Here is a 15,633-nt window from a genome sequence, read left to right as displayed (position 1 = left end):
GGAGGGGCTTTTTGCATTAGCAGATACGAAAAAATTAATATTCCTGGCACATAGCGTCGCAGGTACCGAAGCAGGAGCAAACACCGCCGCAGTCGCTCACGCCTTCACTGAATTTCTTCAGCTCATCAATGGTATTAAGACCACCGCGTGATTTAATCTCTTTAGCATCAGTGACGAAGCTTTTGACCTTTAAGTCATTGAGCGATAATTTCTTTTTCATTTTAAATGATGGTTAGGATAAAAACCTAAGATGTGAATCACATACCAAATAATCAAATTTAATTAGACTTTAATTTAAAATAATTCAATAAAAAAGGACTGCCAAAACTGGCAGTCCTTTTTCTAAAATCCGCTAACCTTATTAATTATCTTGTCATATCGGTAGCTCCCTGGTACTCATGCTTAAGCTCCAGTTCGCCTGCCGGTTCTTTTCTGAGTTCATCGGGCACTTGCTCGCCTATCATGCCTTTGGAGATGGTAATGCCCCCATCCACGGATAGCAGTGAGCCGGTGATGTAGCTGGCCTCGTCACTGGCCAGGAAGAGGTAGGCATTGGCTATTTCCTCTGTAGAGCCGCGACGTCCCATAACGGTCGCGCCTTTTACGGTCTTTTCCATCTGTTCATCCATAGGCCCCTGCTCTTTGTGCGTCCAGGCGGTATCTATAGGGCCGGGGCATACACAGTTTGCCCTGATGCCGTGTTTTGCCTGTTCATTGGCTATGCCGCGCATAAAAGCGTGCATAAACCCTTTAGTACCGCCGTAGGGTGCGTTTTGGGCAATACCTATCTTTCCGGCTTCTGATCCTGCGGATACAATGTTTCCTTTGGTCTTCTGCAGTTCGGGCAGGGCATAGCGGATCATAAGGAAGGCACTGCGGAGGTTATTGCGGATCATATAGTCGAATACCTCGATATCGTAATTCTCGAGGGTATCCATATCGGGAAATACCCCGGCATTATTAATGAGTATGTTAAGCTTGCCATAGGTTTGGATACAGTGCGAAATGCAATGGCGGGCATTTTCCTCATCGCTGAGGTCGCCTTTAAAGGCTACGGCCTTGCCACCTTTTCCTTTTATCTCTTCCACTACCGCATCTACGGGGTCTTCCCCATAGCCAGCGACTACTACGGAAGCTCCATGTAGGGCAAATTTTTTACTGATGGCTTCGCCTATTCCTGTGGCTCCGCCGGTTACTATTGCTACTTTATCTTTAAGTCTGTTATCCATTAGTCAAAAAAATGATTTAGTTAGAAAAATCTATTTAACTACTTAATAACCAACAGATTACACACTATAGTGTTTAAACTAACTCTCTGACTGCCAAGGCCTTTTATTGCATTATCAGAACAAAAACACCTTTTGCAAAGGCTTGAAAATTGGAGGTGAGACAGAAAAGACACAAGACCATTTTTTTGTACCTTGAGGATTCATGAATGTGTTTTCACGTATCGGCACCTTGCTCGGCCTTACAGCGGTTTGTGTTTTTGGCCTGATGGCTTCTTACCCTTTATGGATCGTTCCGAAGCTACCGCCAGAGTTTGGTTGGGGAACAATAGCCCCATATTGATCACCTGTTATAAACCCGGCTGATAAGCTACCGGGATTCGAGATTTATATTAATAATTGTACAGTTTGCCACGACATGAAGGTACAGGTAGTCGGCCCGGCGCTGGTGGATGTTCACGAGAGGATGGACTCTCTTTCCCTACGGGCGTGGATTCGCAATAGCCAGGCCCTGATTGAGTCGGACGATGAGTATGCGGTAAACCTCTATGAGGAATACAACCGGACGATGATGCCTGCCTTTGACTTTACAGATGAGCAACTGACGCAGCTAATCGACTACCTGGAGGCTTACAGCGAGGCGTACGTGCCGGAAGTCATAGAGACCCGGGCTGAACCTGAAATAACGGCAGAGTAATACCTTATACCGGTTATCATTCCGAATCCCCCCTTTTTGATTAAATTTGTCAGCTATGGAGACGGACATACCTACAGACATTGCCTTACAGGCGGGTGCCGGACCGGCACTGGCTTTGCTGGCCTGTCCGCTACTGGCCTTTCTTTTACTATTGGTATTTAGAAAAAATACCGCCTCCGGGTTAATAGGCACGGCTTTTCAGGCCATGGCCTTTGTGCTGGCGCTGGTGGTTTTTAACAATGTCTGGCTACAGGATACTGTCATGGGTACTTCTGTGCAGTGGCTGCAAGTGGGTAAAACCACGCTGAGGGCCGGACTGCTGGCAGACCGCGCGGCGGCGCTTATGCTGGTAATCGTTACGTTCATTTCCCTACTAGTGCATATTTTCAGCCTTAGCTACATGGCAGCCGACAAGGGCAAAAGCCGCTACTTTGCCTGGCTGGGGCTCTTTACCTTCTCTATGCTGATCATAGTACTGGCCGATAGCCTGCTATGGCTTTTCATCGGATGGGAGCTGGTAGGCTTCAGCTCTTACCTGCTTATAGGCTTCTGGTACCGGAAAAAGGCAGCGGCAGCGGCTTCTAAGAAAGCCTTTATCATGAACCGGGTGGGTGACCTGGGTTTCCTGGCGGGACTTATGCTCCTATGGGCGCAATACGGCACGCTGGAACTGGATGTGCTGACTACTCAAATAGGGGCAGAGAAATGGGTTCCCTTAGCCGTTTCTTTTGCCGGCTTTGGCCTGTTTTGCGGTGCTATCGGCAAAAGTGCCCAGTTTCCGCTCTTTACCTGGCTGCCGGACGCCATGCAGGGCCCCACGCCTGTATCGGCCCTGATCCACGCGGCTACTATGGTAGCGGCCGGAGTGTATCTGCTCTTCAAGGTATCGTTTATCCTTACCCCGCCGGTACTTACCATCATCGCTTTTACCGGGGCGCTCACGGCAATAATGGGAGCCGTGGCGGCTCTTTATCAGAATGACATTAAGAAAGTACTGGCCTACTCTACGGTATCGCAGCTGGGCTATATGGTAATGGGCATAGGAGTGGGAGCCTACGAGGCGGCCATGTTTCACCTCACCACGCATGCTTTTTTCAAGGCCTGCCTTTTCCTTTGTGCAGGAGCGGTGATACATGCCCTGCACCGTATGGAACATGATATGGAACATGCTGGCCACGGCCTTAGCCGCTACAATGCGCAGGATATGCGCCTGATGGGTGGCTTACGTAAAAAACTGCCGCTTACGTTTATTGCCTATACGGTATCGGCTGCAGCACTGGCGGGCCTTCCACTATTCTCAGGCTTTTTATCTAAAGATGCCTTGCTAACGGGGGCCACGGGCTGGGCCATTCGTGAAAGTGAGGCGGGAATAGCGCTTAGCTGGCTGGTGCCTGTACTGGGCTTTGCCTCTGCGCTGCTTACGGCGCTGTATATGGGCAAGCAGTGGTTGCTGGTGTTCTTCGGGGAGCTACGCCTGCCCCGTACCCGCGAGGCACTGTCTGTAGCGCGCGGATACATAAATGAAAATCCGCTGACAGTGACAGGCCCTATTCTTCTGCTGGCCTTACTGAGTGGCTTCTATGTGTTTAGCCTGAATCCTATCGATAGTGGCCGTAGCTGGCTGATGACGGGGCTTACTATACCGGTTGGCGAGAGCCAACCCAGCGGTGCCTACCATGGGCCTGCCTCGGGTTTCTTTAACTTCCAGTTGCATACAGTCGTGGCCCTTATCTCGGCTTTGCTTGCCTTTACAGGCCTGTTCATCGCCTGGAGGAAGTACCGCCCGGGCTCCTCATTTGAAGAGGACTACCACCGCCAGAAGGAGCAGGAGGGCTTCTTTGCCGGCCTGGGGCTGAATAACTGGTACCTGGACAGGGCGTATAAACTTACTTTGATTAAAGGTACGCACGCGCTGGCGATGGTGAGCGACTTTACGGACCGGGTGATCATCAACCGCTGGGTGGACCGCTTTGCGGTAGCCCAGGTGGTATTGGCCCACATTTCTCACTGGGTAGACCGTACCTTTATAGATGGTACTGTCCGGGGCGCTGCGTGGGTAGCCAGCCGCACCGGCAAGCACCTGCGCACCTACCAGAGCGGCAATATCCAGACATACCTGATCACAGCGCTGGTGGTGATCCTGCTGGTGCTGGTGTGGGTGAGTTTATAATGCATCAGAGTGTCAAACTCTCCGTCATCCATATTTTTGAGTAGCACAAGTGTACTGAAATAACAAGAGGCTGTCTCAAAAGTAGAGAGGCCTTTTTTCATACCAAATAATATTTGGAGAATCACTTCAAACACTCTGCATAGCGAAGTCGGACGCGACCCGGCCGAACGCGGCCCGGCCGAACGCGGCCCGGTACAACCTCGCGGTAGTTACTAGGGATGCAAAATTATATTTTGAACAAAAAGAAAGAGGCTGCCTTTTGAGGCAGCCTCTTCTCTGACATATTTCTTTGATAAACGCCTAATTAGTAAGGCATCTTACCTCCGGTCACGCCTACCACTTCGCCTGTCATGTAGCTGGCCTCCTGTGAGGCGAGCATAACATAGGCAGGAGCAATCTCGGCAGGCTGTCCGGGACGCCCGTAGGGAGTAGTAGAGCCGAACTCTTCTATCTTCTCCTGGGGCTGGCCGCCGGATGGCTGTAGCGGTGTCCAGAAGGGGCCCGGAGCTACGGAATTCACGCGAATGCCTTTATTCATCACCTGCTTACTGAGGGCCTTGGTAAAGGCTACGTTACAGGCCTTGGTCTGGGCATAGTCCAGCAGATTAGGCGAGGGATTAAAGGCCTGTATGGATGAGGTAATAATGATGGACGCCCCCGGCTTCATGTGCGGAAGGGCGGCCTTGCATATCCAGAACTGGGCAAAGGCATTTACCTTAAACGTATTTTCATACTGTTCAGTAGTTAGCTCGGCAATATCATCCACCGCGGTCTGCCGGCCGGAGTTGGAAACGAGTATATCCAACCCACCCAATTCGGAGGCGGCCTTGTCTACCATTTCTTTGCAAAATGCCTCTTTCGACACGTCGCCAGGAATGGCTACGGCCTTTTGTCCGGCCTCTTCGATGAGTTTGATTACCTGCTTTCCGTTTTCTTCTTCCTCGGGGAGGTAGTTGATAGCTACGTCAGCCCCTTCCCGCGCATAGGCGATGGCGGTGGCGCGTCCAATGCCGGAGTCACCCCCTGTCACGAGGGCCTTACGTCCTTTGAGCCGACCGGTGCCCTGGTAGCTTTCCTCCCCATGGTCAGGTTTCGGGTCCATCTCATGCGTTAGCCCGGGGCGTGGCTGGGGCTGCTTAGGGAAGGGGGGCTTAGGGTACTGCTCACGTGGATCCTGTATATCAAATTGGTTCTTTATCTTTCCTTTACTCATTTGAAAAAATCGGTTAGAAGTATAAAAAATACAACTTATCAACTATCTGATTTTCATTTGGTTATCAGCAATTAAAAATACTTCTCACTATGAATAAGATGCCTATTTGGGAAAAAGAAACTGCCTTTTAAAAAGGAGCATCGGATGGATAGCCCTATTTTTGGGTATGCCAGGAACCAACTATATTATGGCTATCTTATCCGTACCGCTATTACTTGGCTGTGGAGATAATAAGCTCCTCAGCATGGAGGAAGCTGCATTGAATCACTTTATGAAAGAGGTATGGAAAGAAGGAGTGCTGGAGTTCGAGTGCTCGGGCCTGACATATGATGCGGAAAAAAGGATCATGGTATCCCTGACACCTTACCAGTCAGGAGAGGATTCTGAGCAGATAGGGCCATGCTCCTCTCCTATGCTTACGATGAATTTGGTGACCCTTGACCCGCGCCTCACATTGGCCCGTACTGCCACTCCCCGACGTACTTCAGAAACATATTTTCTCAGGTTTTCAAACAAGTGTTCAGTGCAAGGCAGGGTCCAAGTGGTGCTTTGGATTAAAGGGGGCTACTACACGTCTGGCCTGCGGTATGTTTACCTGATGGATGCCTCCGGAAGCCTAAAACTGGAAAGTACTTTATACGGATGTGATGACTGGGGCTAAGTCTAAGGGATTGTTGTTTTTGGCTACATCAAATTTGCTCAGGAAATTCGGGTCTTTTCGTAAGGCATCTGGAATGACATCCGTACCTATATCATCTAACCGCTTCCACGCCTCAACCAACCCGGCTCGGCTTCAAATTTAGCCAAAAGGCTGGCATCTGAATGCCTTTGACACACTTTGTGTCATACTCCCTTGCAAGCTGCCTGATGATAAAAAAACAGAACTCTTTAATGTGATGGATGCCTACCTGAGAGATTTTAAAACTAGTAGGGCGTATTCAAAGTAAAAAGCCCGATCTCTCGATCAGGCTTTTAAATGTCATAATGAGTACTCAGGCACTCTCTCTTTTACTTCTTTCATGATTGCTAACAGCTTATCTCGCTGAACCTCATAAGCTTCTTTACTAACTGTAAAATCTTCTCTTGTTAGAATAATATACTTACCTTTCTCCGTATGCTCATATTCAACCCCTTCTAAGTCGTCAGGGATTTGTATTTCATTATCATTGGAAAAATAGGTAAGCCAACCAAAAGGTTGATTTACTTTTAAAGGGCGTAGTAAATCTAAAAACGTAGATAAAGTTACTGTTATTCCTGCATAAGATGCATTAGATTCATTTACTAAGCATTTTAAAACTGATTCATACCAATCTTGAGAACACTCAAATTCCCTATTAAAATATTCTAATCTTACACCTTGGTAATTAGTCCCCCCAAGTTCAGCTGTCAATGAAAAATTTTTCTTGCCATTAACTTCATAGTTGAATAATAACCTAAAGCCAAAATCTCTGGAAAAATTGACTGTTGGGTTCTCTTCTTTTTCATGCTGTTTTATATCTGATCTATTAGTCTCTAGCACTAACTCAGAAAGCTTTTCAATTATGTCTGGATGATTAATGTCTAATTTTTCGTCCTTAAACCCTTGTTTAGCATGAATTGGATTAGAAAAAGTATCATCAAAAAGAGACAACTGTTTGATGATACTTACTATAAATTCGGACACCTCTCGGATACTTTTTTTTTCACCTTGAAATTTTGAACGAATTATAAAAATGCTTTTAGCCATTTATGGAATAATTGTTACTTGTGGCACATAAACTACTTCTATTGCTTTTATAAGATCATTATCTGAGTTCTCAAACACTTGCCTTAGTCCTTTAGCTCCTAATTCTGTAGAAATTTCCCATTTGACAGGCTTTCCGGGTTGTCGCTACCTTTCAGTGTGGCAATCAGTTTTTCTCTATCCAGGCCACTCTTCATCCATTCATCCGCTTTGCTGAGAAAGTCTTTATTAGTTCGGATAAAAAGTGGCAAGAGGCATCGTCTAAAAGCCTCCAGCCTCCCATAGCGCCGGAGTTCTCTGCCAGTGCAACTGCCAGCTCCTTACCATGCGGGGTCGACTCGTCCAGGTCTGCCTTAAATCGTAGTTCCTGGGGACACTGACTCAAAACAGTCAGGTGGACAAGGCAAAGCCAGAAAAATGGCCTATTTGTAGTCTTTCAACTTTTCAAACTACGTTAGCACAACCCCAAATTTTGATTTACTTTTAGAGTGTTAAAAAGAATTACCATGAATGAAATAACTGTAGAAATTAAAGATTTGATCAATAAGTTAGATCAACTGTTAAAAGTTGAAAGATTTTCAGCATACGCAAAAATAAAAGAACACTATCAAATAGCCCTTAAGCTGATAAATAGCGACAATATACCTGCGGCAAAAACTGAGATTTCCAATACAATACGCATTTTCATGGAAGCCCCTCCAGCTGATAAAGAACTAGGGCAAAAAATTTTAATACTTATGGACAAAATTTATAATAAAATAAACATTATTTAGCAAGATCTTTAAACTCTTCAGAAAACTCTTCTACCGAATTATAAACCTTCCCAGTTTCTTTATCTATTATTTCTATTACCCAATTAGTATCCCACTGGAAAGGCAAGATTATTTGATCCTCTCCACCCTTCAAAATCAATCCTGTTTTCTCACTCTCTTGGGGACCTACTTTACCTATATTCATTTTAGTCCCGCTGGGAACTTCAATTTTAGCTTCAAACCTCATTGAGTTATTCCATTCCTCTAGTAAGGCTAATTCATTCCTAGTAGCATTTTTAGTTGTTGTTACAAAGCTACCACCAACTTTAGCATCTCCACCAAAAGTCCGATATAAAGTTATACTTCTGTTTGATTGAACAGTTCGATATTGAGCGTCTAAAAAAGTTAGGGCTTGATCCCCAAATAAGTTTTCACGTTCTAATAAAACGATATAATTGTCGATACGTGTTGAGTATCTTATATATGTAGCATTGATATCGTATATCCATTTTCCCCATCCTTTGACAGTTATATCATCAGCAATTTGAGCTAGGGGAATTTCTGGATTGTTCTTAATATAATCACTTACTTTTTCTAAGCTAGGTAGGTCCCCTGATAAATTTGGGAGGCCTGTTTCGTATAGAACTTCATGAGCATCTAATAAACCTTCGTCATGTTTAATGGCAATAGATAATTCTAATCCTTTCTCGGTAGTTTCATCAGTATTCTTTATTAGTCTATCTATCCAGCAATCAGGTTGTCCATATGAGTACTGACAGATGAAGAATAGTACAAATGATATAAATATAGATTTGAATAGTTTCATCATAATTTACAAGCTTTAGCTCTTGATCTTTTCAGTATTTCTACGTTCCGGCTTAATCTACTCCCTAAGCCTTTTTGAGTAACCTTTAGCCATTCCATTAGCAAATCCGGATCGGTATTCAGAGCCTCAATCAGCTCATCGGACAGGTCCATATCCAGCCTTGCCAGGGTGGCATGGTCAAGGTTGAGCTCATTAATCTTCCGTAAGGCTTCGCTGTTGGTTATTCTTTCGATGTTGGGGTAGACAAGCTCCAGGTACCTTTCCACGCCGGTCAGGTTATTCGCACGGGCCATGTCAGTAATCTCATCGTAATGCCTTCTTCCCAGGCGTATCTTATCTGCTTTTACCATGACGCGCATTTTGGCCACGTTGATGGTACTGGTGACTCTTCCAGAGTAGGAGATCGCTCTGGCCAACAGGAAGAACTCATCAATGGGTGTGACAATGCCCAGGGTCATCCAGGCAGCATCTATGGCATCGAATAGCTGTTCATTTTGCCTGGCATCCAGTAGCTGGAAGTAGATGAAGGCGGGCATGATATAGTACCTTACTTCTGACCTGGTGACAAGGTCGTCTTCATACAGGACAAGGACCACATCGTCAAAACTGAACGTCAGTGGCTTAGGGTCTTCCACATACCCGCAATCGGTAGTAATATGTTGCCTGCACACCGCCCATCTGGCCTCTGTCGATGTAGGCACCATGTCCCTGTCTGCTTATCCCGGTTTTGTGCTGCCCGGTAATGGTGAAGGAAAAGTTGCCTTTACGCTCTACGCTGGCGATATAAGGGCAAATAGCACCATCAACTGTTGCCGGCATGGTTAGGCTGTCGGTTATATCCTGACGGGTGACCAATTTGTCATATCCATTCAGGAATAGCCGATAGACCTCGGTCCCTAGCCTGTCATAGTTATCCTCTTCACCGCCTATGTTATCAATGCCGTTCATAAGCTTATTCAGAAGGTTACCCTCGTTTTTCGTTATCTCCCGGTACACATATGCCGCATCATGTTCGGGGGTGGTGTGCAGGATGTCCAGAATCAGGTTTTCATAGTTTTCATTCAGGACAGGCTCCTCGATCATGATCAGTCTGACCAGCTTTATCCGGTCTTCTTTACTAAGAAACCGGGTCTCGCAGTTGGCTATGGCCCAAAGCTGGTCAAACGACCTGCCGGAGATGTCTTGGCCGTCCAGGTCTATACCGGCCATCACTTCTCTTAGCTGTCCTTTGACTTCGCTTTCTGCAGGTTTTAAATACTCCAGCAGCTCAGGGCTTCTTTCTGCTGTATTGATGTACAGGTCGCCTAACTTATGCTGATAATACCCTGACAATGTGGTCTCCACATAGGTGGGCTCAATAGAAGTGGGCAGTTCGGTGGAAAGGCTTCGGCCTGTGTAGTACATGTCAATATCTTTGATGACTACAGCGCCAACCTCTACTTCCTCTTCATCAAGGTAAGATCTGTCATTGTCTAATTTGCCCAGCATGTCCGAGCTGTAGGTAGTCTCGCCTATCAGGTAGGCACACCTTATTTCCTGAAGGATTTTTTGGTATTTCTCATCATCGGTAGTCATCGCCACCTCCTCATCCCCGGTCAGCAGCCCCCATACCGGGCGGGGGTTGTGGATGAGGTCCCACTGGTGTTTGTGCAGCTCGGTACCGAAAAAGGTGTAGTCCATCAGGTTTTTGGTGGCCCACTCCTCCAGGGCGGGAGTCTCCACGAAGGTGTGCTGGAGGCGGAAGGCGCCATGGCCCAGCTCGTGGGCGATGGTCTTGTCGAAGTGGTCGGGGTTACCGATGCGGGAGGTGAAGATAAAGCCGAACTGCCGCTTGTAGGGCATAAAGCCGGCTTTGGCGTTGTCCGTTCCGTCTTCGTCTATGGCGCTTTTGGGGGTATGGACCAGGAAGAGGTAGTAGGTGCCGTCTGCTGTCTTATGTGCCTGCTCATAGCGCCTGATGAGCTTCTTCATCTCAGGGGTGTAGTTGGAGAGCATGCCGGTACTCCCGTCGTCCAAAGCGCCGTCTCCGTCAGTGTCGTAGTCGGCGGTAAAGGCTTTCTCGTAAGTGACGGTCCAGTTGACTACGGCAGGGCCGTAGGTTTCCTTCAGGGCCTTGAGGATGTCTTTCCCACGGCCGGGCTTCATGTAGCCCGCCCCGTTGACGGGCACTACCTTCAGGGTGAGGTGCTCGGGAGCGTAGCTTACCGTATTGAGCTGGCCGCTGAGTACGTCGGTGCTATCTTCAGCATTGGTGCGTATGGCCTGCAGGTAGCTTTCTTCTTTATCGCCCTGGCCGGTGAGCAGCAGGGTATAGTGCTCATCATCGGTCTTTTCGAGGATGGGTACGTGCTGACCAGATTGGGTGAGCAGCTTCAGGCCGGTGGTATCGCCCTGTAGGGTGACTCTGTCGGTCTGACCGGTGGCCAGGGCTTTCCAGGCGATGGGGTAGGTGTCTGTTCCTTCACTTCTGTTGGTTACGGGCAGGCTTTCATAGTGTGCGGAGTAGACCTCATGCAATTGGGTATCAAAGCCGTAGCGCTGGCCTTCGTAGGCGGTGAAGTAGACGGGCTGGCTGATGCGGTCGCCAGTGGCGAGTACAGGCGTGTCTGCCTCGGGCTCGAGGATGGGGCCTATGCGGCCTTCCTCATCGATCACGATGGTACGGCCCTGGCTGTCAATCACGGCCACACTCTGGCCGGGGGGCTGCTGGATCTCGAGGGTCTCCCCGCTGGCGAGGGTGACCACGTAGGTGCGTGAGTCGGTGGTCGCTTCGCTATTCCCTTCTGCCGGTTCTTTCAGGGTGACGGCTTCAAGGTAGCCGGAGACGGTGATGGTGGTATCGGCCAGCTGTTGCCGGTCTTCCCAAAATTCTTCTATGCCTTCCCGCCACTCATCAAGGGGCTTGCTGAGGGCATGGACGAGCCCGTCGGTCATCCGGTAGTCGGTGTTGATGGCGATGCGGTCGAACTGTACGGGAAGGGTGAGGCCCATCCAGGGGACGTAGATGGTGCCTCTTCCGCTGAACACCCCGTCACCCCCGCGGACTTCCTGCAGGCGCATGGTGAACTTGCCCACGGCGATCTGGTCACCGACCAGGGCATTGGGCAGAGGTTCCCGGTTGGTGATTTCGGGCAGGGGGCCTTCATCGTCATAGCAGGCTTGCTCAGGCGGGGCCTGGGTGGTAAAGGGGGTGACCTGGCTCCATTGGCTGGCGATACCGTTGCGCACCACGCCGGCCTTTACTTCGTAGGGGGTGCCGGGAGCAAGCTCCCGGGCGATGTAGACGGTGTCGGTGATATCGACGCTGCGCCAGGGCCAGTCGGACTGGTGGGTGGGGCGGTACTGCAGCCGGTAGGTGGTGGCCTGGCGGCGGCGGTTGTCTCTGTGGTAACCCGCAAAGGAGAACCTGGCGTGGACGTGACTGAGGGCCTCGGCAGTAAGGTCGCTGAGGGGAGGCAGATCGGCCACGGGGGTACCGGGCACAAAGGCGCAGACCCGGCTGTAACCCTGGTTTTTGAAGGTCTCTTCGGGGGAACCGGTAAGCTGAGGGCCGCTTTCATTTACCTGCGCACGCACGCGCCAGGCGTAGGTGAGGCCCTCCTGCAGGGGCGGTAGCTCGAGGCCGTAGGTGAGGCTGGTCTGGCGGGTGACGGTCTGGTAGAGGGGTGACAGGGTACGCATGGCTTCGTCGGGCGGCAGGCCGCCGCGCACTTCTACCAGGGTGAACTCATAGGCGATGCCGCTAAGGCCGCTACCCCGGTGCATGGGGGTCCACTGGAAGAGCAAAGGCTGGCCGGTCTGCCAGGTGAGCTGGCTGTGGCAGGCGGGCAGGTTGAGCAGGGGCGGGTCGGCAAGAACGAGCCAGGCGGTGGTAGTAGCGGGAGCAGAAAGGGGGACGTCGGGCCGGCGGAAGTCGTAGGCCTGTACGGTGAAGCGGTAGAAGCCTTCGGGGAGCTGGCCGCCGCTCTGGGTAAATTGCCCGCGGTCGTAGCCGCTGAAGTCTAGTGCGTCGGCAGAGAGTCCGCTAGCGAGCTCGGGGGCGGAGAGCAGGCGGGGCATGCCGCCCTGCAGGGTGATGATGTTGCCCTGGTAGCCCTGTCGCGTGCTGAGCCGTATGCCGGGGCCTTCGATGGTCCAGCGGAGTTGTATGGGGTAGCTGGCCTCGCTGAGGTCGCGCAGCAGGAGCTGCACCTGCAGGCTGCCGGGCTGGCCGTAGTGGCTCAGGTAGACGCTGTTGGGCGGAAAGATTTGCAGGCTGGCCTGCACGGCGGACTGGGCAGCGGCTTGCCCAAACACGCCCAACAGGCAGAGCACCATACACACCCATACCTTCGTCCACAGCCGTAGAACCGGCCTCCCTTTCATCATAGCTCCCATGGTACTGTCACCGGATAATTTTGCACAATAAAAACAGTACGCAAATTAGGAGACGCCGGTACACTAATGCACGACAATATGAGCGGATTACTTACCTGACTGGGGAGAAAGCGCACTACACGGGGGATATAGGATAGGCCGAATTCCTCACCTACCTAGTATGGTTTGAGAAACTTACCAAGGAACCCTGGTGGCAGATCATTGAATCATGCAAAAATGAGAGATGGATGTTATCCACACCCTGACTATAGTTTCACTATGGGATCACTACAGATTCTCTATAGGATAGCCTTGAGAGGGCAAATAAGATAAATACAATTTCCTGCACGCCTTACATAATATGCAGCCAATGACTACACTACTTCTACTACCTCATTCTACCCTCACATAAAACCTACCTGGAAGGATGTGGGGTGAAAGGGTAATAGTCATTCCCGCTCAGGAAGGTGCTTTAACGAAGGCTAGGCACATAACCAGACCAATACAGCAGCTTATCACTAGATGCAATCTCGCGATAGGACGAAAAGCTAATTTTATGCTCGTTGAGGTAATGTATTTTGAGCGGACTGGATAGCTACACCGGGAGAACCCGCCCCGGCATGGTCTTTTGCTTTCCATAGCAACAGTACTGCGCCTGTCCGTCGTGTGCGACCCCAGTCCCGGGCTCGGATTTGCTGGCTACATTTTGTTCAATAAAAAAGGATGAGCCTCTTGACCCATCCTTTTTTAACACAAAATACTTTACACCTCTAATCAATACGCCCTTACGAGCTTGCCTTCCATGAAGTTGATGAAGGAGCGGTTTACCACGCGGTTGCCGCCGCGGGTGGGGTATTCGCCGGTGAAGTACCAATCGCCGTTGTCCTGTGGGCAGGCACGGTGCAGGTTATCTACTGTCTGGTAGACTACCTCTACTTCGGCTTTGATATCGTCGGGCCGTACAATGTCGGATATTTTATTACTGACCTCGTTGTAGCTGAAGCTGTCGTAGATGCCCTTTACAAAGTTGGGAGCATCGGGATCGTCCTTGGCGGCCATGCACTGATCGTATACCTGCTCGAGCACGTACTCCTTACCTTGCTCTTTGAGCAGGGCGAGGGCGGCACGGAAAGCGATGAAGTCCTTCATCTTACTCATGTCGATGCCATAGCAGTCGGGGAACCTGATCTGCGGGGCTGAGCTAACGATAACGATCTTCTTAGGGCCGAGGCGGTCGAGCATCCGGAGAATGGACTTCTCCAGGGTGGTACCGCGTACGATGCTATCATCAATCACGACTACGGTATCGACGCCCTTACGGATCACTTCGTAGGTGGTATCGTAGACGTGGGCGACAAGCTCATCGCGGTGCTCATCATCGGTAATGAAGGTACGGAGCTTGGCATCTTTAATTACGAGCTTTTCGATCCTGGGCTTAAAGCTAAGGATATCATCGAGGCTATCGAGGTGGGGCTTATGGTCAAGAATAACCTCTTTACGCTGGCGTACGAGGTAGTCTTCTATGCCTTCCATCATACCGAGAAAAGAGGTCTCGGCGGTGTTAGGAATATAGCTGAAGACGGTATTCTTCAGGTCAAAATTAATGCTTTTGAGTATCTGGGGCACGACGTACTTGCCGAGGTTTTTACGCTCCTGGTAGATATTGGGGTCAGATCCACGGCTGAAGTAAATACGCTCGAAGCTGCATGAGCGCTTAGGTAGCTGCTCGATGTAGGGCTTCTCTTCATAGCTGCCATCGCGGTTCATGATAAGGGCATGGCCGCGCTCAATGCTTTTGATCTGGCTATAGTCGATATTAAAAGCGGTCTTAATGGCGGGCTTCTCACTGGCAACCACTACGACTTCATCATCAGCATAGTAATAGGCCGGACGAATACCGGCCGGGTCGCGGGCGACAAAAGAGGCACCGGAGCCGATCATACCGGCCATGACGTAGCCGCCGTCAAAGTCTTTACAGGCACGGCGAAGCACGCGCTGCAGATCCAGGGTATCACTGATTAGCTCGGAGATCTTGGTATTGCTCTCTCCCAGCTTTTTATACTCGGTAAATTGCTTCTCAACCTCTTCATCGATAAAGTGGCCGATCTTTTCCATCACGGTGATGGTATCTACCCGCTCCTTAGGATGCTGACCAAGGCTCACGAGCTTATCAAAAAGCTCGTCGTTATTGGTCATGTTAAAGTTACCGGCCATAACGAGGTTACGGTTGCGCCAGTTGTTCTGCCGAAGGAAGGGGTGTGTGCTTTCGATACTGTTTTCGCCATGGGTACCGTAGCGGAGGTGACCAAGCCATACTTCACCGGTAAAGGCGCAGTTCTGTTGCAGCCACTTAGCATCATAGAAGAGGTCGCCGCCTTCTTTCATGGCTTTTTTATACTTCTTGCTCACTTTTTTGAAAATGTGGGCAATGGGCTGCTGATCTACGGAACGGTAACGGCTGATGTAGCGAACGCCGGGTGGTACGTTGAGCTTAATGTTGGCCACTCCTACCCCATCCTGTCCGCGATTGTGCTGCTTCTCCATAAGGAGGTAGAGCTTGTTCATGGCGTAAGTGGGGGAGCCGTACTTTTCTATATAGTACGACAGGGGCTTGCGCAGACGGATCATCGCAATGCCACATTCATGTTTTATTTCGTCACTCATCCCGGG

At 49.8% G+C, this 15,633-nt stretch carries 13 protein-coding genes; 4 read left to right on the top strand and 9 right to left on the bottom strand.

Annotation, left to right across the window (positions count from 1 at the left end):
* Positions 1-34: 34 nt before the first annotated feature.
* Complete coding sequence (locus tag AB9P05_RS12780) at positions 35-220, bottom strand: pinensin family lanthipeptide (RefSeq protein ID WP_371909216.1); 186 nt, start codon at positions 218-220, stop codon at positions 35-37.
* 145 nt (positions 221-365) lie between these two features.
* Positions 366-1,229 carry an SDR family NAD(P)-dependent oxidoreductase gene (locus AB9P05_RS12775; RefSeq protein ID WP_371909215.1) on the bottom strand — a complete coding sequence of 288 codons (864 nt, stop codon included), beginning with the start codon at positions 1,227-1,229 and terminating at the stop codon, positions 366-368.
* 349 nt (positions 1,230-1,578) lie between these two features.
* Here AB9P05_RS12775 and AB9P05_RS12770 point away from each other — a divergent pair, with 349 nt between their 5' ends.
* Positions 1,579-1,923 (top strand): cytochrome c, encoded by a 345-nt coding sequence (locus tag AB9P05_RS12770; RefSeq protein WP_371911350.1) that lies wholly within the window; start codon positions 1,579-1,581, stop codon positions 1,921-1,923.
* A 55-nt stretch (positions 1,924-1,978) separates the two neighbouring features.
* Complete coding sequence (nuoL, locus tag AB9P05_RS12765) at positions 1,979-4,093, top strand: NADH-quinone oxidoreductase subunit L (protein WP_371909214.1); 2,115 nt, start codon at positions 1,979-1,981, stop codon at positions 4,091-4,093.
* Between the two features lie 304 nt (positions 4,094-4,397).
* Here nuoL and AB9P05_RS12760 read toward each other — a convergent pair whose 3' ends face one another.
* Positions 4,398-5,306: an SDR family oxidoreductase gene (locus AB9P05_RS12760; RefSeq protein WP_371909213.1), complete on the bottom strand. Its 909-nt coding sequence runs from the start codon at positions 5,304-5,306 to the stop codon at positions 4,398-4,400.
* A gap of 187 nt (positions 5,307-5,493) precedes the next feature.
* Here AB9P05_RS12760 and AB9P05_RS12755 point away from each other — a divergent pair, with 187 nt between their 5' ends.
* Complete coding sequence (locus AB9P05_RS12755) at positions 5,494-5,967, top strand: hypothetical protein (RefSeq protein WP_371909212.1); 474 nt, start codon at positions 5,494-5,496, stop codon at positions 5,965-5,967.
* Between the two features lie 318 nt (positions 5,968-6,285).
* Here the strand turns inward: AB9P05_RS12755 and AB9P05_RS12750 are convergent, their stop codons facing one another.
* Together AB9P05_RS12750 and AB9P05_RS12745 are read right to left on the bottom strand one after the other, a co-directional pair.
* On the bottom strand, positions 6,286-7,032 hold the full coding sequence (locus AB9P05_RS12750) for a hypothetical protein (RefSeq protein WP_371909211.1): 747 nt from the start codon (positions 7,030-7,032) through the stop codon (positions 6,286-6,288).
* 190 nt (positions 7,033-7,222) lie between these two features.
* On the bottom strand, positions 7,223-7,414 hold the full coding sequence (locus AB9P05_RS12745) for a hypothetical protein (protein ID WP_371909210.1): 192 nt from the start codon (positions 7,412-7,414) through the stop codon (positions 7,223-7,225).
* Between the two features lie 121 nt (positions 7,415-7,535).
* On the opposite strand from AB9P05_RS12745, the gene AB9P05_RS12740 reads away from it, so the two are divergent.
* Entirely contained in the window at positions 7,536-7,802 is a 267-nt protein-coding gene (locus tag AB9P05_RS12740) for a hypothetical protein (RefSeq protein WP_371909209.1), read from the top strand.
* Here the strand turns inward: AB9P05_RS12740 and AB9P05_RS12735 are convergent.
* The 4 genes from AB9P05_RS12735 to AB9P05_RS12720 all read right to left on the bottom strand — a co-directional run bounded on the left by AB9P05_RS12735 (position 7,795) and on the right by AB9P05_RS12720 (position 15,627).
* Positions 7,795-8,610, bottom strand: a complete 816-nt coding sequence (locus AB9P05_RS12735) for a hypothetical protein (protein ID WP_371909208.1) — start codon at positions 8,608-8,610, stop codon at positions 7,795-7,797. The genes AB9P05_RS12740 and AB9P05_RS12735 overlap by 8 nt on opposite strands.
* Complete coding sequence (locus AB9P05_RS12730) at positions 8,607-9,242, bottom strand: hypothetical protein (RefSeq protein ID WP_371909207.1); 636 nt, start codon at positions 9,240-9,242, stop codon at positions 8,607-8,609. Before AB9P05_RS12730 ends, AB9P05_RS12735 begins: the two co-directional genes overlap by 4 nt.
* Entirely contained in the window at positions 9,229-12,975 is a 3,747-nt protein-coding gene (locus AB9P05_RS12725; protein ID WP_371909206.1) for a fibronectin type III domain-containing protein, read from the bottom strand. The genes AB9P05_RS12730 and AB9P05_RS12725 overlap by 14 nt, the downstream gene beginning before the upstream one ends.
* 762 nt (positions 12,976-13,737) lie before the next feature.
* Positions 13,738-15,627, bottom strand: a complete 1,890-nt coding sequence (locus AB9P05_RS12720; protein WP_371909205.1) for an amidophosphoribosyltransferase — start codon at positions 15,625-15,627, stop codon at positions 13,738-13,740.
* Positions 15,628-15,633 lie beyond the last annotated feature (6 nt).

Source organism: Roseivirga sp. BDSF3-8, assembly GCF_041449215.1.
GTDB lineage: Bacteria > Bacteroidota > Bacteroidia > Cytophagales > Cyclobacteriaceae > JBGNFV01.
Note: the sequence above shows the minus strand (reverse complement) of the source record. Positions and strands in the feature narration are given on the sequence as shown.

Excerpts from the sequence above, each read along its gene's own strand:
- AB9P05_RS12740 (WP_371909209.1), top strand. The coding sequence starts at position 7,536 with ATGAATGAAATAACTGTAGAAATTAAAGATTTGATCAATAAGTTAGAT.
- AB9P05_RS12780 (WP_371909216.1), bottom strand. The coding sequence starts at position 220 with ATGAAAAAGAAATTATCGCTCAATGACTTAAAGGTCAAAAGCTTCGTC.
- nuoL (WP_371909214.1), top strand. The coding sequence starts at position 1,979 with ATGGAGACGGACATACCTACAGACATTGCCTTACAGGCGGGTGCCGGA.
- AB9P05_RS12750 (WP_371909211.1), bottom strand. The coding sequence starts at position 7,032 with ATGGCTAAAAGCATTTTTATAATTCGTTCAAAATTTCAAGGTGAAAAA.
- AB9P05_RS12755 (WP_371909212.1), top strand. The coding sequence starts at position 5,494 with ATGGCTATCTTATCCGTACCGCTATTACTTGGCTGTGGAGATAATAAG.
- AB9P05_RS12720 (WP_371909205.1), bottom strand. The coding sequence starts at position 15,627 with ATGAGTGACGAAATAAAACATGAATGTGGCATTGCGATGATCCGTCTG.
- AB9P05_RS12775 (WP_371909215.1), bottom strand. The coding sequence starts at position 1,229 with ATGGATAACAGACTTAAAGATAAAGTAGCAATAGTAACCGGCGGAGCC.
- AB9P05_RS12735 (WP_371909208.1), bottom strand. The coding sequence starts at position 8,610 with ATGATGAAACTATTCAAATCTATATTTATATCATTTGTACTATTCTTC.
- AB9P05_RS12725 (WP_371909206.1), bottom strand. The coding sequence starts at position 12,975 with ATGATGAAAGGGAGGCCGGTTCTACGGCTGTGGACGAAGGTATGGGTG.
- AB9P05_RS12760 (WP_371909213.1), bottom strand. The coding sequence starts at position 5,306 with ATGAGTAAAGGAAAGATAAAGAACCAATTTGATATACAGGATCCACGT.